Genomic DNA, 20052 nt, shown 5'->3' with positions numbered 1-20052 from the left:
TTTGTACAATTCATGAGATCCAGTGTCATAGCCAGATTGATCATCCTGGGCTCGATAGCCATCTTATCGACCCTATTTATTCAGTTTTATATCATCAGACAGCAGCAAAGTTCTGAAGAAAAGGCTTTTAGAAATAAAGCGCTCACAGCTCTGTATAATGTCGCACGCAAGTTAGCAAAATCTGAAAAACAACTCCCTGCCAACGATCAGCTCATAAAAATACCTGAATCAAATTACTTTGTAGTCAATATCAATGACCATATCAATGTCAATACTTTGGATGCCTATCTCAAAGCAGAATTCCGTAGCATCGGACTTCGCGAAAATTTTGAATATGGTATCTATGATTGTGACAAAGACAATATGGTGTTTAATCAGTCCGTAAGCTATGAGGAAAATGAATCTTCTTCAAAAAAAATGGCCAAATTGCCCACCTACAGGGATTTTACTTATTATTTTGGAGTGAGATTTGTTGACAGGAAAGTCAACCCTTTTTATACCTATACCTGGGCCAGCCTGGGGCTTTTGTTACTCACTTTGATATTTTTTGCTTATAGTTTATGGATCATATTGAAGCAAAGGACCCTGGCAGAGATGCAGAAGGATTTTATCAATAATCTTACACATGAGTTTAAGACACCGATAGCCGCAGTCATGATCTCTTCTGATGTGTTACTTCAGAATGAAACAATCAGCCAAAACCCCAGATTAAAGCAATATGCCCAAATTATTAAAAATCAAAACCAACTTCTCAACACCCAGGTCGAAAGAGTGCTGCAGGTAGCTCAAATGGAGAAAACTGATTTCCAGATCAATCCTGAGCCTGTGGATACCCATCAGATTATCACTGACCTGGTATCGAGCATGGAGCCGAGGATCAAAGCCCGGCATGGCGAAATCACGATGGATTTGAAGGCATTGGCCCCGGTAGTAAAAGCAGATCCAATTCATTTTATCCACATCACTCAGAATATCCTGGACAATGCTATTAAATATTCTACAGATGGGAATGTTAAAATTGAAATTTCCACTTACGACGAAGCCGATAAAATGGTCATTAAATGTATGGATCATGGCCAGGGAATACCCAAAGAATATTTAAGAAAAATATTTTCAAGATTCTACCGAGTACCTACCGGCAATGTGCATAATGTCAAAGGATTTGGATTGGGATTACATTATGTATACCAGATTTGCAAAGCACATGGGTGGAAAATAAAAGTAGAAAGTAAATTAGGAGTTGGAACAAATTTGTACATTGAGATTCCCAAATAATAAAAATGAACAAGTCAAAAATACTACTAGCCGAAGACGACGAGACCCTTGCCTTTGTAACCGCAGACAATCTAAATGCTAAAGGTTATAATGTCATCCTGGTCAATAATGGGGTAGAGGCTGTCAAAGCATTTGAATTAGAAAAGCCTGACTTGTGTATCCTCGATGTCATGATGCCGGAGAAAGATGGTTTTGAAGCCGCTCGGGAGATCCGGGCTAAAAGCAAGGAGGTTCCTATCCTTTTTCTTACTGCCAAATCTATGAAAGAAGACCGTATTGAGGGACTTTCTTTAGGCGCTGATGATTATATTACTAAACCTTTCAGTATAGAGGAATTGGTGCTTCGGATTGAGATTTTTCTTCGCAGAAGATTTGTAGATCCAAACCGGACTTCTGGCATTATCAACCTGGGACAGTATTCTTTTGATCCGGAAAACTATCAGATCACCGGCCCTGACGGCAAGCAAGACATGACTCAACGGGAAGCAGAGCTTTTGTTGTACTTTTTTAAACATAAAAATCAACTGAGTAAAAGATCGGATATCCTGATAGCTGTATGGGGCAAGGATGATTATTTCCTGGGCAGAAGTATGGATGTATTCGTCTCCAGGTTGAGAAAATTTTTTGAAAAGGACCCTTCTATAAAAATCGAAAACGTGCATGGTGTAGGGTATAGATTTACCGCTGCTGAATGAGTTCTATCAAGGACTATCTTCGAAAAACAAATTTTAAACCAAGACTGTCTGCCGATCCAGTTGACCACTTAAAATTCATTGTAGTCATACCCTGTCATGACGAACCAGATCTGGAAATTACGCTTCAATCTTTGGAGTTGGCCGCAAGACCTTATCATGGCGCAGTAGAGATCATCGTTGTGATCAATGATGCAATACACCAGCAGCCAGAGGTGATAATACGAAATAAGCAAACCGTCGAATACCTGGAGACAAGGAAAAATGAAGTGCCAGCCCACTTCATTTATGAAACGGGTATTCTTTCCAAAAAAGCAGGAGTGGGATACGCCAGAAAAATTGGCATGGATGAAGGAATTTACCGTTTTGACCTGATGGGAATGACTGATGGTATCTTATGCAGTATGGATGCAGATACGATCGTGGAAGCCAACTATTTTACCGCTATTGCTGAAGCCTATGCACAAAACAATCGCCCGTGTAAAACTATTTATTTTGAGCATGATCTGGCTTTGACCTTTGGCTCGGCGCATCTTCAAGCCATCACTCACTATGAGCTCCACTTGCGATATTATATAAATGCTTTGCGTTTTGCCGGATTTCCGCATGCTTATCAAACATTAGGGTCTGCTTTTTGTGTTCAGGCAAATGCTTACGCCGCACTGGGCGGTATGCCTCAGCGACAGGCTGGTGAAGATTTTTATTTTATCCATAAGTTTTCTATCAACGACCAGGTTTCAGAGATTAATAGTACTACAGTCAAACCATCTTCAAGGCGATCACACAGAGTACCGTTTGGTACAGGCCGGGCTGTGGAGCAAGCACTGTCGCATAAATCTGAATTAACATTGACTTATCCTCTAAAGGCTTTTGAAGATCTTAAGCGATTATTGAGTGAACTTCCGTCGATGTATCAGGACGAATATTGGTCTCCCCGGTCATTAGATGAAAGCACCCAGGCTTTTTTGACTTCTATTGAATTTGATAGAATCCTGAAAGAGCTTAAGTCGAATACAAGTAATTTCAAGAGCTTCGTTAAACGATTTTATCAAAAAATAGATGCATTCATGATGATGAAATACGTACATTTTCTGAGAGATAATTTTTACGGTACTGACGACTTGGTGAAAGCATCAGAAAGATTATTGAATCTTTTAAAAAACCCGTCATTTAATGACTTTGACCCCCTGATTATTTTAGATGAATATAGAAGATTAGATCGGGGGGATGGATTATAATCTGGAAGCATTTTGGTGATTTTTTCATATATTTTAAATTGTTTATTTTTAATTTTGACTGGGATTTTGGTTAATGGTTAATACTACTTAGAAATCATCATTTTTTCTACTCTTACAGTTTTATTATCAACAGAAGTCTGTAAAAAATAAATGCCTGTCATGGGAAAAATAGAGGAGGGATCCCCTATTCTAAAATTAATTCCTTTTTGAAGTATCCTTCCTACTGCACGGTCAGCTGCCTCCAATATAGTCAAAGGCTTGCTCGAACACTCCCGTAAAGCCACCGGCATCAAAGAACCAACCTATATCAATGCCCTCTGCGAAGAATATATCAAACCGGCCTACCAATCTATGCGAGCCAAAGACCCCAAATTTAATTGCGAAATAAAAATTGAGCTGGATCCTGATTTACACAAAGTAAATGTCATCGCTCAGGATTTAGGCCGCGTAATATTAAATCTGGTGAATAATGCATTTCAGGCATGGAGCGGTGAATTAATTCGCCGGAATTCAACCGAATTTATTGGCAGTAATACAGGCCGAAACAGAATACCATCCGGAAATAAAGATTACAACAAAACTTTCTCCCATCAATCAAAAAGATTTACAACCCCAGCATGTGGTAATTACTATTTCCGACAACGGCTCTTTACAATTTTTCAATAGAATAATGTCCGCTCTGGCCAGATTTAAAAACAATGAAAGTGATACCTCTTGATTTAAATTCTGCCTTATCCTCAGATGTGAGTCTGAATAAGTGATCGTTGGCTTTAAGATAAATACTATTAAGGCCCCCCCTGTCATCCAAAGAAATACCATACACTTTTGATATTCTTTGCCACCAATCTCCCAGGCAAACTCCATTGTGGGGAAGCGCTTTCCAATCTACATAAGTGGAACGTTCGGCATAATATTTAAATGCTGTAAAGTCCGGAGGCACCAGGAACACCTCATTCTGATTACTCAGGATTTTGGCGTTTTGTGCAGTTTTTTCATCTTCGCTCCTTTGGCTCCAGGGTAACTGATATAAAGGGCTGTCGGTCCAATAATTCTTTATCACTTTTGTAACACAGAACAGTATAATCAGTCCAAATAAAATGAAATGGGGCTTAATCGAATAGCTCATGATCGAGCCATTTGGCAATCCTTTAATCCAATTAATTGTGGCTACAACACAAAAGAATTTTAACCAAATAGTTGTTTTAAACCACTGTGTCATGATCACATATTTGGGCATCATCAGAATCCCCAATGAATAAAAGAGACAGCCTACCATAATTACAGTTAACATCATTGCCATCCTCTTGTCAATTATCCAAAATCTATATGTACCAAACAAGAAAAATGGTGCAAGAAGGATATAATTGATCAGACCAAAACTGGCAGGAAAAAATGATGTGCATTGCGGACAAACATGATATCGCTAAAAAGTGATGCCGATATCGACTCATCAAGATGTATAAATAAACTCAGCAGATACGGTAATATCAATGCCAAAGAAATAAATGCAAGTCTAATATTCTGGCCAGGAGGTGATAAGATCATAGATAGGGTAAAGACCTGGGCACCTACTATGGGATGAAAATAGGTACATAAGGCGATAAGGACCGAAGATGGCCCCGTTTTGCCCTTAAACGCATACCAAAGTGCCCAGATCGCAAAAGCTTTGGCCAGGTTACTAGCTGTCAACATATTGTAATACAATTCGTTGCCGCCGAGATTGCGATGGTATAATACGATCAGCGTGATGAGTATAGCTGTCCATTGGGCTGCCGATGAACTTACAAAATGAGCTGCCCATTTTTTCATACCCGCCATCAAAAGCACTGTACATCCAAAGTGAACAGATAGAAAAAAGCCTGGCCATACACCATGCGGGATCAATGCTATTAAATGCCCTAATAACCAGCGCTCGTTGAATTGTTGACTAATGCAATTGATATAAAAGTCGGATGTATATAAGCTTGGATCCTGGAGGTGCCGTGCATAAGGCATAAAATCCATTTGGTCATTGGATCCAAAAAGATAACCATGTTCCAAAAGCAGTAGCATGTAGACCGCTACATACGGCCACCCTTGCTCAAAATACTTCCTGGTGATCTCCACGGCTCCAATATACACCATGATTTATTTCTGGCGAATGATATCTTTGCGATATGTCCTTGTACAAAAAATCTATGGCTGACCTGCATCGGGCTATACCAGGTGCAAATACTCAGGAAAAAATGCCCGTGATTGTAGTACTGGAAGACATCAGATCAGGACTCAATATAGGGTCGGTATTTCGCACGGCAGATGCTTTTAATGTGGAGGAAATCATATTGGCCGGATATAGTGTCACACCTCCTCACAGGGAAATTCTAAAAACTGCACTTGATGCCACGCTGTCGGTTAAATGGTCACAAACGCTTGTGCTGGAAGCCAGATTGAAGGAGTTAAAAAACAATGGATATAAGATAGCTGCTGTGGAGCAGGTAGAGGGCAGCATATATCTACAGGATTTTAAAAGTGTGGATTATTTGCCGCTGGTACTCCTATTTGGTAATGAAGTACATGGTGTGTCTGATCAGACTCTTTCACTTTGTGACTTTGGTATTGAAGTGCCCCAATCAGGTATAAAACATTCTCTGAATATAGCTGTATGTGCTGGGGTAGTGCTCTGGCAATGTTATCAACAGATTTCAATAAGCAATTACACTAAATCAAAAATTTTATGAAAAATATTTTACTCAGCCTCTTAGTAATGACATTTTGGGTGACCACTTCGGGACAATCCTTAAAACACAAAGATATTTTGTTCTATACCCGCAATGGCAAAGGATATATCCATAACAATATCCCGGCAGCGGTAAATTGCTTTGATTCATTGTCTAAGGTTTATGGCTTTAACTTAGTTAAGAGTGCTGAATCGGAAATATTTACTCAAAGCCGATTACAGGATTTCGATCTGATCATATTCGCCAGTACAAACAACGATGTATTTGATACGGATGCCCAGCGACTGGCGTTTCGGCATTATATCGAAGCAGGAGGTAAGTTTTTTGGCATACATTCTGTCATGGGCACAGAGCGAAATTGGACCTGGTTCAAACAAATGCTTGGAGGCACTTTCGCCTGGCATCCTAAATTCAGACCCTTTGACTTGGTGAAAATGGACGCCAGTCATCCAACATTGAGCGTGTTGCCCGACCTATGGACAAAAGAAGATGAATGTTATTTTGCAAAAGAATTGTATCCTGGAATTACCGGATTATTGTCCGTAGACCTTGAATCATTGCATCCGGATACTACCGATCTTAAGCGAATAATTTTAAACAAAGGCACCTATGATCGATATTATCCGATATCCTGGGAACAGAACTATGATGGAGGGGCCATTTACATCACGACCCTTGGTCATGCGATTTCGGATTATCAAGGTGGAACTTTTGTCAACTACCTGGTAGATTGCATGAAATACATGATTGGCAAAAAACAGAAAAAGGATTTTTCTAAAGCCTACGCAACGAATATTCAGGATGCTGTAAAACAGTATTAATCGATTAAAAGATGAAATATATATTAGGGTGTATCTTTCTTTTGCAATTTTATTTATTGGGGGCTCAATGTCCCAAACTCATTTGGTCCGACGAATTTGACGGAACCGAACTCAACAAAGACAAATGGTCCTTTCAGCTTGGGGATGGATGTGATATCAATCTCTGCCAATGGGGTAACAACGAATTGCAATGGTATACCTCCAGCAAGGAAAATCTCGAAGTTTCAGACGGTACCTTAAAACTGATAGCACGAAAACAAAACGTTCAGAATAGGTCGTACACTTCAGCCCGGATCAGAAGTCTTCAAAAAGGAGATTTTAAATTTGGCCGGATAGAAGCCAGGATGAGACTGCCAGTGGGACAGGGCATCTGGCCTGCATTCTGGATGTTACCCACTGACAATGTATATGGCGATTGGCCTCAGAGTGGCGAATTAGATATCATGGAATATTTAGGTCATGAGCCGAATACAGTACATGGCACGCTGCACTATGGAAACCCCTGGCCAAATAATGCTTCCACTACCAAAGATTTTACAAATACCCTGACTGGATTCGATCAAGACTTTCATGTGTTTGCTATTGAGTGGTCTATCAATACAATCAAATGGTTTGTAGATGGATACCTTTACTCAACCAAGTCCACCAATGATCTTAATGGACTACGATGGCCTTTTGATCAAAAATTTCATATTTTATTTAAACTTGCTGTAGGCGGAAACTGGCCGGGCAATCCCAATTCAAGTACCACTTTTCCGCAGATTTTCGAAGTTGATTATGTGCGCGTGTACGAGGATCTTGATCAGCCTTCTATTGCGGGAGTCACCAGTATCAAGGCAGGAGATCGGCAGACTTATCAGATTCTAAACCTGCCCACGAATGCAAAAGTGGATTGGATCGTACCTCCATTGGTTAAAATATTGTCAGGTCAAGGTACCGATCATCTCCAGGTAGAATGGGGTAGTGGACCTGGGAGGATCATGGTCAATCTTACAACTGATTGCATTCAATCGAAGCTATTGCAGCTGGAGATCTCTATCAAACCCGAATTGTCGCGAAGTATCATATTGGAAAATTTTGATCAATCTCCGCGGATTAAAAAGATTTCTTCTACCGGCATGTTGTCAAGGGATATTCCCAACCCAGGTACCAATTCAATCAATGCTTCCAACCTTTGCGGTAAATATGTGCGAAGTGCTACACAACAATATGATGTGCTCGCCTATGATATCGAAGACATTAAATCCGCTGCAGATTTTATCTCAAGTACATCCAAGTTTTACCTGGATCTTTATACTGATGCCCCCATTGGTACACAAGTACTTTTACAACTGGAAAACAAAAATCAAGCTTTGCCAGCCAATTATCCTATAGGTAGACATAGCCGATACATGGTCACCACCACAAAACAAAACGAATGGGAACGACTCGCATTCCATTTTTTAGATAAACCAGGCAATACGGTTAGTGATTTTGGGGTCAATCAGCTGATTCTTTTATTTGCTTCCAACAGTTTTACCGGCCATACCTATTATTTCGACAATTTTGATATCTACACTTTGTCCAACACGGTTGGAATCCAGTCAATAGATATTCCCAAAGCTTTAAAAATATTTCCCAACCCGATTGTAGATCAACTTTCATTGAACTGGGATAGCAATGAGACCCTGCTAAGTGCACAACTATATGATACTACTGGAAAACAAATTAGAAATGTATTTCCGAGAGCAAAAAGACTTTATACCTGGACACTCGCTGATTTATCTAAAGGCAGTTATATCATCAAATTGATCTTTGATGACGGCTCCCATTTTAGTTCAAAGATTATTAAAGATTGAGCAGCCGCTTTTCTTTTGCCCCATTTAGCCTTTGATATACTTCACAGGACTATTGGTATTGTAGAAAAAGAAAGACCAAATATCTGTCTGTTCATCAATAATTTTAGAAGTGGGTTTGCCGGCTCCGTGACCAGCATCCGTCTCAATGCGTATAAGCACCGGATTATCTCCAATATGGTTTTTCTGTAGCGTAGCAGCAAACTTAAATGAATGTGCAGGCACTACCCGGTCATCATGATCAGCGGTAGTAATCATCGTCGAAGGATAAAGTGTATTGGGTTTGAGGTTATGCAAGGGAGAATATTTTGAGAGGTACTTAAATTGTTCCGGATGGTCACTGGATCCATACTCGACAGCCCAGGCATGACCAATGGTAAACTTATGGTATCTCAGCATATCCATCACACCAACTGCTGGAAAGGCCACAGCAAACAGGTCAGGTCTCTGGGTCATGCAGGCACCAACCAACAATCCACCATTCGAGCCTCCGGAGATAGCCAACTTTTCTTTCGAAGTATATTTTTCTTTGATCAAAAACTCTGCAGCCGCGATGAAATCATCAAACACATTTTGTTTCTTTTCCAGCATTCCGGCTTTATGCCAATCTTCACCAAACTCGCCACCTCCTCTAAGGTTAGGCATGGCATAGATACCTCCATTTTCCAATAAAATCAGCCTGGACGCGCTGAATGTCGGAGTCAAAGAAATATTAAATCCACCATAAGCATAGAGATAACAGGGATTGTTGCCATCCATAGCTATTCCTTTTTTATGAACAATAAACATGGGTACAGAGGTACCATCTTTGCTTTTGTACCAAACCTGTTTTTGCACATAATCCATCGGATCAAATTTGAGCTCTGTTTGAAAAAAGTATTCGACTTTTGAGCTACAATATCATATTCGTATATCGAACCGGGATCAGTAAAAGATGTGAAAAAGTAAAATAAGGTTTGATCATTTTCCTTCCCGTCAAGTCCACTTATACTGCCCAATCCAGGCAAAGGTATTTCTACTTTTTGGGTGCCATCGTAATCATATTGATACACCTTGGAGGAAGCATTTTCCAAATAAGCTGTAAATAGTTTTTTACCTCCCGTCGAAACATTGCTCAACAAATGCTTTGATTCAGGAATAATCGTTTTCCATTGGGCTTCATCGGGATTTTTAGGATCTATTTCTACGATTTTGATATTAGGAGCATGAACATTGGTGGAGGCTAAGAATTTGTCACCAATATTAGTAATCACTGTACTTTCATTATCATATCCTTTGAAGAGTATTTTAAATGGTGCCTGGATGTCCTTAACCAGTCTGTACCTGGTTTCAAATCCTGAAGTGCCTGCCGAAGCATACAATATCAAATATCGACCATCCTCCGTCACACCTGCATTGTGATTCATGAGTGGCTGACTTAGATCTTCAAATATCTTGCGGTCCTGAGTTTGGGGTGTACCTACTTTGTGATAGTATACTGAATGATATTTATTGGCATTAGATAGCTCCATACCTGGCTCAGGCATCGGATAACGACTGTAATAAAACCCAGCTTCGTCCCAACTAGCTCCGCTAAATTTTACCCATTTTACCACATCGTCCAATTCCCGATTGGTACTGACTTCTCTAACATGTATTTCTTGCCAATCTGAGCCGGCGTCTTGTCGTGCATAGGCAATATATTTATCATCCTGAGACGCTCCCAGCAAATTGATGGAAGCAGTGCCTTTGTCAGAAAGGGTATTTGGGTCTATAAATACTTCCGGTTTTCCCTCATGGCCTTTCTGGAAATAAATAACTGCTTGGTTTTGAAGACCGTCATTTTTATAATAGAAATAATAATCACCCACTTTTCGGGGAGAAGAGACTTTAGTATAATTAAAAAGGTCTGAATATCTCTTGCGGATGTCTTCTCTAAATGGAATTTTACTTAAATATTCATTGGTAGTTTCATTTTCTTTTTTTACCCATGCCTCCACCCTGGCAGCGGTATCTTGTTCCAGCCATCGGTAAGGGTCAGCTACTGTAGTCCCATGATAGTCTTCGATAGTCTGGTCGGTATCAGTCACAGGGTAACTGACAGGAATAATAGCATTAGAGGTAGCAGATTGCATTGCAGCGTCGTTTTTGCACGATAAAATGTGCAAAGCACAGATCATCATTATGGAGGTTAAAATCTTCATTTGAATTTATAACTTAGCGGATAAAAGTAAATAGATATGGCTTATTTTGATGAAAACTTTTTAAAATTCTTCAAGTCTTTGAACAAAAACAATCATAAAGAATGGTTTGACAGTTTCGGCCGTGATATGCCATGGAGGAAGAAAAAATATGACCAATCCGGGTTTGTACCTGGAGCTGGCACCTGGCAACCTGTCGATCTATGGAGGAGTATACCAGCCTGATAAAGAGCAGCTTAGTAAAATCAGAACTGCGATAGCCACATCACCCAAAGAAATTAAAAAATTAAAAGCAGATAAAAAGTTTTCTGAGACTTTCGGTCATATTAAAGGTGAGGTCAATAAAGTGTTACCTCCTGAGTTTAAAGAGGCTGCCAAAGTCGAATCTTTGATAGCAAACAAACAATTTTATTTCAACGCTACTTATAACAATGATCAATTGATCCTTGCCGATGATCTCGTGCCCTTTATTATGAAGCATTATGCCATTGGGCTGCCGTGGTCAAATTTTCTAAGTAACGCGTTAAGAGGGTAGTGCTACCCTAATGTTAAGACTCCCGACACCTTGTTATTAGTAATTATTAACAATTCATTGGCATATAAATCAAGCCTTTATACAATCAACAATTTACTTTTGTAGAGAATTTATAACTCAATTCATTAAACTAAAAAAACAACCAGTACATGAAAAACTTTTTTCTTATTTGCTGTAGGATTTGGATTATTATCTGCCTGCAAGAATGAAAATAGCGCCGTTCGTGATGAAGCTCGTGCTGCCATCGAAAGCGCTACTCCGGCAACTACTGACCCTAGTATGGCTGACCCTAGTGCAGTTTCAGCAACTGTTCCTTCAGGACCTACTACAACCATGCAATTTATGGAAGAAGAATACAATTTCGGCACGATCAATCAAGGCGAAGTAGTTTCTCACACTTTCAAGTTCAAAAATACAGGCTCTGAGCCTTTAATCATCACAGATGCTAAAGCTACTTGTGGATGTACTATTCCTAAGAAACCTACTGAACCAATCGCTCCTGGCGAAACTGGCGAATTAGTAGTTGAATTTAACAGCGCCGGTAAATCAGGTGCTCAGACTAAACAAGTAACTGTCACAGCAAACACCAATCCTCCACAATCATTTATCAGAATCGTTTCTGATGTGACTGTAAAAGATGCTGCTGCAGGAGCTGCTGCTCATTAATATCAGCACCAAAAGAATCATTGAATAATCGGGCTTCACTTGTGGAGCCCGACTTCAAAAACCAAGGCCGGCTCTCTCAGGGTTGGCTTTTGTGTTTTTAGTCCTGACCTTGCACTGTCGAAAAACAGTCGTCCGTTTCATTTTACTTGTTCTTATTTTCGAATTGAGAAAAAACGCTTTCCGAAACGTTAGGAATCTATCTACTTTTGCCAGCTGATGAAAGCCTATCTCTCTTTAATTAAGTTTAGTCATACCGTTTTTGCGCTCCCATTTGCCATGATTGGAGCAGTATTAGGTTTTAAAGACGGCTATCCGCTTCCGGTCACTTTGTTTTTTAAAATCATCCTATGTATGATTTTTGCACGTAGTGCTGCGATGGCTTTTAATCGATGGGCCGATGCTCGCTTTGATGTGCTCAATCCACGGACTGCGGTAAGGGAGATTCCGGCCGGTGTGATCAGCAGTCGATCCGCAGTATTGTTTGTACTGGTTAGTTGTATCGCATTTGTTATTACCACCTTTTTTATCAATCGAATTTGTTTTTACCTCTCTCCGGTTGCCTTATTGACGATTTTAGGTTATAGTCTGACCAAGAGATGGACTGCAATCTGTCATTTGATCCTGGGCACCGGTTTAGCATTGGCGCCTATTGGTGCTTACCTGGCAGTTACCAGTCATTTTTCAGTTATTCCACTTTTGTTTTCCGGCATCGTCTTTTATTGGGTGAGTGGGTTTGACATTATTTATTCGCTCCAGGATGAAGAATTTGACAAAACCCATCGATTGTATTCTATTCCAGCAAAATTGGGTAAATCTAAAGCATTGTTGGTGAGTAGATTATTACATGTCCTGTGTGCTCTCCTTATTCTGTTTTGCAGTCAACTGTTAGCCTCAAATATGATTCCGCCAGCATATTGATTTGGGTGAGTGCAGCCTTTTTTATCGGCATGTTGATGTATCAGCAAAGTCTGGTCTCTCCCGGCGACCTGAGCAGAATCAATTTAGCCTTTTTCACCATCAATGGCATTGCAAGTGTGATCTATGGGCTGTTGATAGGGTTTGATCTCCTGTTCTGAAAAAAAACTTAAGCAAAATAGACTGTCTTGGCTTATTTTGCTCTCATGAAATCATGTCTTAGATGGTTACTTGTTGGCATGCTGCACCTGATGAATGCAGATCATCTTGCCGCCCAAAGCATATTGATCAAAAATGGGGTTGTGTACGATGGCAGTATTGATCACAAGCCCGGTAAGCAAGATATTCTCATTAATGATGCAGGACAGATCGTTAAAATTAAAAAGCACCTTAAGTCGAAACAAAGCAGGATCATAGATGCCGCCGGCAAGATAGTGACCCCGGGTTTTATCGATACACATGCCCACGGGGACCCGATAGCCGCACCAGAATTTAAAAACTTTATCGCTATGGGCGTCACCTCCATTGTGCTTGGACAAGACGGTGATGGACCTATGTACCAGGACCTTTCATCCTGGTATACTGAAGTGATGAAAGCGAGGCCTGGCGTAAACATTGCGGTGTTAGGCGGACATGGGACTCTAAGGTTTTTAACCGGAGTCAAATTTAAAAGGGTCCCTGATTCTTTAGAAATACATAAAATGGTCTCACAACTGGAGGATTGGATGCGTGCAGGTAGTTTTGGTATGAGCACTGGACTCGAATATGTCCCAGGCACTTATGCTCAAGCCGCCGAACTACTGGCACTGGCAAAAGTAGTTGGGCAATATGACGGTATCCTCATGTCCCATATGCGTAATGAAGATGATGAGGCACTGGAATCTTCCATTAATGAATTACTCGATCAGGGTCGATATTGTAAAGTGCACATCGCTCATTTTAAAGATGTATATGGCAAAGGCGTCGAAAGAGCTGAGCAATTGTTACAACTTATTGAACGACATCCTAATGCCATGCAACTCAGCGCAGATCTCTATCCGTATACTGCCAGTTACACAGGCATCGGCATCGTATTTCCATCCTGGGCACTTGCCCCGGTAGATTATGACAGTATACGACTGACCAGGAGATCCGAATTATTAGATTATGTAACTGCGAAAGTCAATAAAAGAAATGGTCCGGAGGCTACTTTGTTTGGCACGGGTAAGTATGCCGGCAAAAGCCTGGCTGAAGTGGCTTTGGCCCAATACAAACCGTTCGCTGAAATATTGGTAGATGAGATCGGTCCCGAAGGAGCCAGTGGCGCTTATTTTGTCATGAATGAAGAATTACAACAGCGGCTCCTGCAGTCTTCAAAAGTAATGGTATGTTCGGATGGAAGTCCGGGGATGAGACACCCAAGAGGTTATGGCACTTTTGCGAAAATCATTGAAGAATTTGTCTTTAAAAGAAAAGCGATTTCATTGCAGGAAGCCATTTATAAAATGACAGGATTGTCAGCTAGGACCCTTGGACTGAAAGACAGAGGATTTTTAAAACCAGGCTTTGTAGCAGACCTTCTTATATTCGATCCCACAAAAGTGAAGGCAAATGCTACCTACGAAAATCCTTACCAACTGGCTAGCGGATTTGACCTGGTGATGATCAATGGCAGAATTGCCAAGGAGGGAGATATGATATCAGAAGTAAGGTACGGAAGGGTATTAAAGAAAAATCAGGATTGATTCTTTAGCCAGGATATGAATTTTCTAACCGCGATGCCACGATGACTCATTAGTTTTTTTTGATCAAGATGCATCTCCCCAAAGCTGAGCTCGTAGCCATCGGGTCGGAAAATAGGATCATATCCAAATCCCTCCTGACCCTGGCAATCCCTTAATATTTGTCCATCAATTCTTCCATCAAAAAAATAGGTTTTAACTCCATCATAAAATGCGATGATCGCGATAAAATAGGCTTGACGATCAGTTTTTTCAGTTAGTTCTTTCAATACACGATCGATATTATCCTTCGGATTTTTTTGTTCTCCTGCATAACGTGCACTCATCACCCCCGGTCGGCCGTCTAAAGCTTCAATCACCAGTCCTGCGTCTTCTGCAAAACAGGGCAGACCGAATATATCATACCCTTGCCTGGCTTTGACAGCTGCATTTTCTTCAAAAGTGTCAAAAGGTTCCATCAGTTCACCCTTAAAACCTACTTCGTCTAACGACTTGATGATATACAGACCTTGCAAAGCAGCTTGTATCTCCAGTACTTTGTTTTGATTCTGTGTTGCGAATAATAATGATTTCATGTAGCTAAAAATTCGTTTTTCAACTAGCAGCTTTTACATCACTATATTGATCATTTTTCCTGGTACTACGATTACTTTTTTTAGGTGTGTTGCCTTCTAACCATTTCTGAACGAAATCAAGTTGCAGGGTCATGTTCTCGAGGGCCTTTGGGTCCGCATCAGCCGGATATTCTGAAGTGCCCCGTTTTTTACCGTTGACACAGATAGGATAGGTGATGCTGCTTTCGACAAGGTATGCTGCTTCTGCTTGAGGAAAGCCGGCCAAATGCACTGAAGTTCCATGCCCCAGGCTCTCCCAAAGCTCTTCTGCGATGAAAGGTGCAAAAGTGCAATCAATCGGACCAATGGATCTAATATCTCCCGCTTATTGCAATTACTTGATTTGAGCTCATTGAGTACGATCATAAACTGGGACACACAGGTATTGAACGAGAACCGTTCGATATCATCCGAGATTCTTTTGATACCCTTATGTAATATTTTCAGTTCATCCATTGAAGCAGGGTCGTCAGAGACAGTCAAGATACCTTCGGTGTAAAACATAGCCCAAAGACGCCGTACAAATTTGCCCACACCATCTATACTCCTTGTGTCCCAGGGTTTGGATTGCTCCAGTGGCCCGAGAAACATTTCAAACAACCGAAAGCAGTCAGCACCATACTCTGCCACGACCGCATCAGGGTTGATCACATTGTAGAGTGATTTGGACATTTTGGCAAGTTCTCCAAGTGTATTCATTTTGGCATCCGCTGGAAAATCAAGCGCGGTATAATCACCTGAACCAGTTCTAAAGAGTGCGCTTGCATAAGCGGGCATAAACTCAATATATTTTTGATGCCGGAAGCATTTAAAAAAGATTTCATGCTGCCATAATCCTGCACAAAGTCTATTGGTACAGGAAGCGTGATAAAATCCTTATCTTCAGGATCAATCACCAATTCTTTTGAATAGAAAACATGCAGACCATTTTCCAAATCTTTCTTTTTATAAATTGATTCTGAAATACCCTGAATTTTGCCTTGGTTTAATAATCTTTTATACGGCTCTTTAGTGACCGTATAGCCCAGGTCAAATAGAAACTTGTGCCAAAACCTTGAATATAAAAGATGTCCAACAGCATGCTCCGTGCCACCCACATACAGATCTACATCCTGCCAGTATTGTATAGCTTCCCTGCTGGCAAAAGCATCTGCGTTGTGTGGGTCCATATACCTTAAAAAATACCACGAAGATCCTGCAAAGCCCGGCATGGTGTCAGTCTCCCGGGTATATCCATTGGCTAGGTGAGTCCAGTCGTGCAGTTTGGCTAGTGGAGCTTTTCCATTCGTCGTAGGTTTAAAATCGTCCAGGTCTGGGAGGAGCAGTGGCAAGTCTTTTTCTTCCAAAGTATATGGTATGCCGTCCTTATCGTAGATGATCGGGAAAGGTTCGCCCCAATATCGCTGGCGGGAATAGTTGGCATCTCTCATTTTATAGTTGATCTGCTTTTTGCCGATGCCCATTTTTTCCAATCTACCATTGATCTCGTCGATAGCATCCATCACTTCCATGCCATTGAGAAAATCTGAATTAATCATTTTTCCTAGCTTGTCTTCAATCGTTGCGCCGGGGTACATTGATTTATCGATGATCTCGACTATAGGTAATTGAAACTTTTTGGCGAAAGCCATATCCCTCGAATCATCGGCTGGCACTGCCATGATCGCACCGGTACCATAATCTTTTAGTACATACTCTGCTATCCAGATGGGTATCTTTTCCTGGTTAAAAGGATTGATGGCATAAGCTCCCGTAAAAGCCCCACTGACTTCCTTGACCTCAGCCATTCGATCTCTTTCTGATCTGGACCCCACATATTTTAAGTACGCATCGATGTCAGTTCGTTGCTCCCGAGTGGTGATTTGAGGTACCAGGTCATGTTCTGGAGCGATGACCATAAAGGTGGCTCCATAGATAGTATCCGCCCTGGTCGTATAAATCTCCAGATGATCTTCGTGTCCGTCTATTTTGAAAAATACTTGGGCTCCAGTGGACTTGCCGATCCAATTAGACTGCATGATTTTCATGGAGTCACTAAAGTCAACCTCCTGCAGGTCATTGAGCAATCGCGCGGCATAGGCAGTGATCCTTAAAAACCATTGAGTCATAGGTCTCTTTTCCACGGGATGGCCTCCGCGTTCGGAGACTCCGTCTTTGATCTCATCATTGGCCAGTACGGTACCCAGGGCCTCACACCAATTGACAAAAGCCTCTTTGCGATAGGCCAAGCGATAATTCATCAGGACATCACTCTGTGTCTTTTTAGAGTAGGCATTCCATTCATCATTGGAAAAATTGGCTATCGGAGAATGCGCGGTATTGATTTTGAGATTGCCTGACTCTGAAAATATTTTCTGCAATTCTGATATTGGCCTGGCAGTATTAGTATTCTGATCATACCAATGCTCAAACAGCTGGATAAATATCCATTGCGTCCATTTATAAAAAGTCGGATCACTGGTGCTCACTTGCCTGCTCCAATCATAACTAAACCCGATATTGTCAAGTTGCTGGCGATATCGTTTGATGTTTTCATTGGTCGACAATGCCGGATGAATCCCTGTTTGAATTGCATACTGTTCTGCAGGCAAACCAAATGAATCAAAGCCCATTGGGTGCAATACCTCAAATCCCTGCATCCGTTTGTATCTGGAGAAAATATCAGAAGCAATATAACCCAGGGGGTGCCCCACATGCAAGCCTGCACCTGAAGGATAAGGAAACATGTCCAATACATAGTATTTTGGTTTGTTTCTACCATTGGGTACTTTATAAATTTGGTTCTTTTCCCAATAAGAACGCCATTTCTTTTCTATTTCAGCCGAATTAAATTCCATATCGTGCAAAGGTAAGAAAAGGCTTGAGCAAATTCGAGAATTCAGGTTTGTCATGCATTAGTTCACAGTGAGAGAGTGACTGGTCCGCAACCTTAGTTGTCTATTGATATCAATGATCTGTCTATTAAACAAACCAGATCATCTTTTGGATTAAACTAACCGCGGTTTGTCTCGTCTATCAGGTATAACAAATAAATAAAAAAATGAAAAACAAATTTTTAAACTCAATGGCTTTGATGACCCTCTTTTCCTTGGCGCTATATGCTCCAATGATGGCGCAGAGCAATGATCAGGCTGGCAAGACTGCAAAAAAAGATAAATTAGAACAAAGAAGCCAAAACAAGTCAGATCAATCCAATGACCATACAGGGGCTGACCGCTTTGGTCGCCGTGGGGATAGCACCCGTCCGCATTTCGGAGGTAAACAAAGCTTTCAAGGAAGATCTTTCCACGGTGGCGACTTCAAGGGACCTCAGAACTTTAGAGACAGCTATATGTACCGTCAAGGTTTTAAAGCAGGACGCTTCAGCCAGGGATATCATGGTCAGCGATTTGAAAATAATTTCCAAGGCCAGGGTCGCAGAGGCAACCAATGGAACAGACCAGGAGCTGGAGGCAATCAATTTGAAGGTAGAGGTTTTCAGCATCAGGGCGCTCAGGGTCGGGGCATGCGACAGCCAAATCCTGAGCTTAAGGCGCTCAAAGAGCAGATCTGGAAAGATGGTGTCATGGATCTTAAAGAAAAAGAAATGCTTCAGAATAAAATGAAATCATTTCGAAGTCAAAGACCAGATGCTATGCCGCACAAACAAAATGAAAAACTTCAAAAATCTCCTGAGGAGAAGAAGTAAATAATCATACTTTCTGCATTTAATTGTGCCCTGGTCACTAATCGTGTTCAGGGCTTTTTTTGTTAATTTAATTAATTGCCTTTAACCTGGCATTAAAATACAGCTGGTACATATTCACCTAACTTTATTTTTTTAACCAAAAATTTATTTATAGCCTATGTATCTAAAACAAACACTTGGTATCTCACTCATTGCTTTCTACTGTACTTTGATCCCCATGGCCAGCAACGGCCAGGCTTATTACCGAAATGATCGTCTGGAACAACGGCATCCTAATCGCTATACTCCGCATCGCGGACATGTGTATCATAATGACTCCCGACACCATTACAATGATAGAGATGGGGATAGGTACAGAAATGATCGATACAAATCGAGACGGCCTGAATATCGTAGAAATGAGTGTGATCGCAATGATCATCACAGGTACAGACGACATCGACACAAAAGTCTTCTCGGTATCATCTTGAGATTGTAAGAAAAGATAGGAGAGTGGTATCCTCCAAAAAGGATAATATTACTTTAATTGAGAGTAAATGGGGGAAAAAGTATGCCTTTGCGGGCATCATAGTCTACCCGAATGCCAGATTGGTGGAGCTCTATTTTCTCAGGTTCTTTACGACCATCGATAATAAACACTTTACAACCCTGGGCCATTTCCAGCTCGGGGTTGTTATCTTTCCAGCAGTGGGCTAGTTCGTACACCGTAGCAGAATAGTTATTATGCCACCGGCTCCCAAAAATGACTTCCAGGTAAAATATTCCATTGTTAAAATCTAACAACCTGGATTTCAACCCATAACCTACACGGTACAGACAGTCCGTCTTAATGATATGTTTCCGATTAATAGCTTCTATGTTTACCACGAATCCGTGTATCACAGAAATTGTGCCAAATTTTAACTTTTTGGGTTTTATGCTATAGCAAATCGCCTAATTTGCAATTTTAGATTGAAAGGGATGACAGAAGATCAATCCTTTCGATACAACTTTTGATCACCGAATTAAATTGAGGAGGCCATGATACCAGCTGACCAGGATTTATTCACGGGAAGGCTAGAAAATTTAAACCAATCTATTTTTTATAAACAAATTTATAAACGCTTATACAAATTCATGGTTTATAAGCATTAGCGAAAACTGTAAAATGATATC

17 protein-coding genes and 3 pseudogenes are annotated in these 20052 nt (G+C 40.8%); 13 read left to right on the top strand and 7 right to left on the bottom strand.

Annotation, left to right across the window (positions count from 1 at the left end; all coding sequences use genetic code 11):
- The first annotated feature begins 12 nt into the window (after nucleotides 1–12).
- From IPJ09_04050 to IPJ09_04035, 4 genes are all read left to right on the top strand, one after another.
- A complete protein-coding gene (locus tag IPJ09_04050) occupies nucleotides 13–1275 on the top strand; it encodes a HAMP domain-containing histidine kinase (GenBank protein MBK7370605.1) in 1263 nt (420 codons plus the stop codon).
- Between the two features lie 5 nt (nucleotides 1276–1280).
- Nucleotides 1281–1970, top strand: a complete 690-nt coding sequence (locus IPJ09_04045; protein ID MBK7370604.1) for a response regulator transcription factor — start codon at nucleotides 1281–1283, stop codon at nucleotides 1968–1970.
- Nucleotides 1967–3205 carry a hypothetical protein gene (locus IPJ09_04040; protein MBK7370603.1) on the top strand — a complete coding sequence of 413 codons (1239 nt, stop codon included), beginning with the start codon at nucleotides 1967–1969 and terminating at the stop codon, nucleotides 3203–3205. Before IPJ09_04045 ends, IPJ09_04040 begins: the two co-directional genes overlap by 4 nt.
- A gap of 258 nt (nucleotides 3206–3463) precedes the next feature.
- Nucleotides 3464–3871 (top strand): hypothetical protein, encoded by a 408-nt coding sequence (locus tag IPJ09_04035; protein ID MBK7370602.1) that lies wholly within the window; start codon nucleotides 3464–3466, stop codon nucleotides 3869–3871.
- Here IPJ09_04035 and IPJ09_04030 read toward each other — a convergent pair.
- Nucleotides 3855–4265 carry a hypothetical protein gene (locus IPJ09_04030; GenBank protein MBK7370601.1) on the bottom strand — a complete coding sequence of 137 codons (411 nt, stop codon included), beginning with the start codon at nucleotides 4263–4265 and terminating at the stop codon, nucleotides 3855–3857. The genes IPJ09_04035 and IPJ09_04030 overlap by 17 nt on opposite strands.
- A 308-nt stretch (nucleotides 4266–4573) precedes the next feature.
- Nucleotides 4574–5329: a hypothetical protein gene (locus IPJ09_04025; GenBank protein ID MBK7370600.1), complete on the bottom strand. Its 756-nt coding sequence runs from the start codon at nucleotides 5327–5329 to the stop codon at nucleotides 4574–4576.
- A gap of 53 nt (nucleotides 5330–5382) precedes the next feature.
- Between IPJ09_04025 and IPJ09_04020 the strand changes: the two genes are divergently transcribed.
- From IPJ09_04020 to IPJ09_04010, 3 genes are read left to right on the top strand one after another with little or no spacing between them, the layout of a single operon-like run.
- Nucleotides 5383–5922 (top strand): TrmH family RNA methyltransferase, encoded by a 540-nt coding sequence (locus IPJ09_04020; protein MBK7370599.1) that lies wholly within the window; start codon nucleotides 5383–5385, stop codon nucleotides 5920–5922.
- Entirely contained in the window at nucleotides 5919–6743 is an 825-nt protein-coding gene (locus IPJ09_04015; GenBank protein ID MBK7370598.1) for a ThuA domain-containing protein, read from the top strand. Before IPJ09_04020 ends, IPJ09_04015 begins: the two co-directional genes overlap by 4 nt.
- Nucleotides 6744–6754: 11 nt before the next feature.
- A complete protein-coding gene (locus tag IPJ09_04010) occupies nucleotides 6755–8581 on the top strand; it encodes a family 16 glycosylhydrolase (protein MBK7370597.1) in 1827 nt (608 codons plus the stop codon).
- Between the two features lie 24 nt (nucleotides 8582–8605).
- Here the strand turns inward: IPJ09_04010 and IPJ09_04005 are convergent.
- Nucleotides 8606–10692 (bottom strand): annotated as a pseudogene (locus IPJ09_04005) (S9 family peptidase).
- 217 nt (nucleotides 10693–10909) lie between these two features.
- On the opposite strand from IPJ09_04005, the gene IPJ09_04000 reads away from it, so the two are divergent.
- The 4 genes and pseudogenes from IPJ09_04000 to IPJ09_03985 all read left to right on the top strand — a co-directional run bounded on the left by IPJ09_04000 (nucleotide 10910) and on the right by IPJ09_03985 (nucleotide 14598).
- Entirely contained in the window at nucleotides 10910–11293 is a 384-nt protein-coding gene (locus IPJ09_04000) for a DUF2461 family protein (protein MBK7370596.1), read from the top strand.
- Nucleotides 11294–11572: 279 nt separating this feature from the next.
- The gene (locus IPJ09_03995) at nucleotides 11573–11959 is read left to right on the top strand and encodes a DUF1573 domain-containing protein (protein MBK7370595.1); all 387 of its coding nucleotides are present in this window, start codon (nucleotides 11573–11575) and stop codon (nucleotides 11957–11959) included.
- A gap of 216 nt (nucleotides 11960–12175) precedes the next feature.
- Nucleotides 12176–13035 (top strand): annotated as a pseudogene (locus IPJ09_03990) (UbiA family prenyltransferase).
- A 45-nt stretch (nucleotides 13036–13080) separates the two neighbouring features.
- Nucleotides 13081–14598, top strand: coding sequence for an amidohydrolase family protein (locus IPJ09_03985; protein ID MBK7370594.1), 1518 nt, complete (start codon nucleotides 13081–13083; stop codon nucleotides 14596–14598).
- Here the strand turns inward: IPJ09_03985 and rdgB are convergent.
- From rdgB to IPJ09_03970, 3 genes and pseudogenes are all read right to left on the bottom strand, one after another.
- A complete protein-coding gene (rdgB, locus tag IPJ09_03980) occupies nucleotides 14589–15170 on the bottom strand; it encodes an RdgB/HAM1 family non-canonical purine NTP pyrophosphatase (GenBank protein ID MBK7370593.1) in 582 nt (193 codons plus the stop codon). The two genes, IPJ09_03985 and rdgB, sit on opposite strands and share 10 nt — an antisense overlap.
- A 33-nt stretch (nucleotides 15171–15203) precedes the next feature.
- A pseudogene (locus IPJ09_03975) lies at nucleotides 15204–15986 on the bottom strand (class I tRNA ligase family protein).
- The gene (locus IPJ09_03970; protein ID MBK7370592.1) at nucleotides 15905–18046 is read right to left on the bottom strand and encodes a leucine--tRNA ligase; all 2142 of its coding nucleotides are present in this window, start codon (nucleotides 18044–18046) and stop codon (nucleotides 15905–15907) included. The pseudogene IPJ09_03975 and the gene IPJ09_03970 overlap by 82 nt, the downstream one beginning before the upstream one ends.
- A 203-nt stretch (nucleotides 18047–18249) precedes the next feature.
- Here IPJ09_03970 and IPJ09_03965 point away from each other — a divergent pair, with 203 nt between their 5' ends.
- Both IPJ09_03965 and IPJ09_03960 read left to right on the top strand, forming a co-directional pair.
- Complete coding sequence (locus tag IPJ09_03965) at nucleotides 18250–18897, top strand: hypothetical protein (protein MBK7370591.1); 648 nt, start codon at nucleotides 18250–18252, stop codon at nucleotides 18895–18897.
- A 157-nt stretch (nucleotides 18898–19054) separates the two neighbouring features.
- A complete protein-coding gene (locus tag IPJ09_03960) occupies nucleotides 19055–19375 on the top strand; it encodes a hypothetical protein (GenBank protein MBK7370590.1) in 321 nt (106 codons plus the stop codon).
- A 44-nt stretch (nucleotides 19376–19419) separates the two neighbouring features.
- Here the strand turns inward: IPJ09_03960 and IPJ09_03955 are convergent, their stop codons facing one another.
- Nucleotides 19420–19779, bottom strand: a complete 360-nt coding sequence (locus IPJ09_03955) for a hypothetical protein (GenBank protein MBK7370589.1) — start codon at nucleotides 19777–19779, stop codon at nucleotides 19420–19422.
- Nucleotides 19780–20052 lie beyond the last annotated feature (273 nt).

This window comes from Saprospiraceae bacterium (assembly GCA_016709995.1).
Taxonomy (GTDB): domain Bacteria; phylum Bacteroidota; class Bacteroidia; order Chitinophagales; family Saprospiraceae; genus JADJLQ01.
This window is presented reverse-complemented; position numbering and strand designations above follow the sequence as displayed.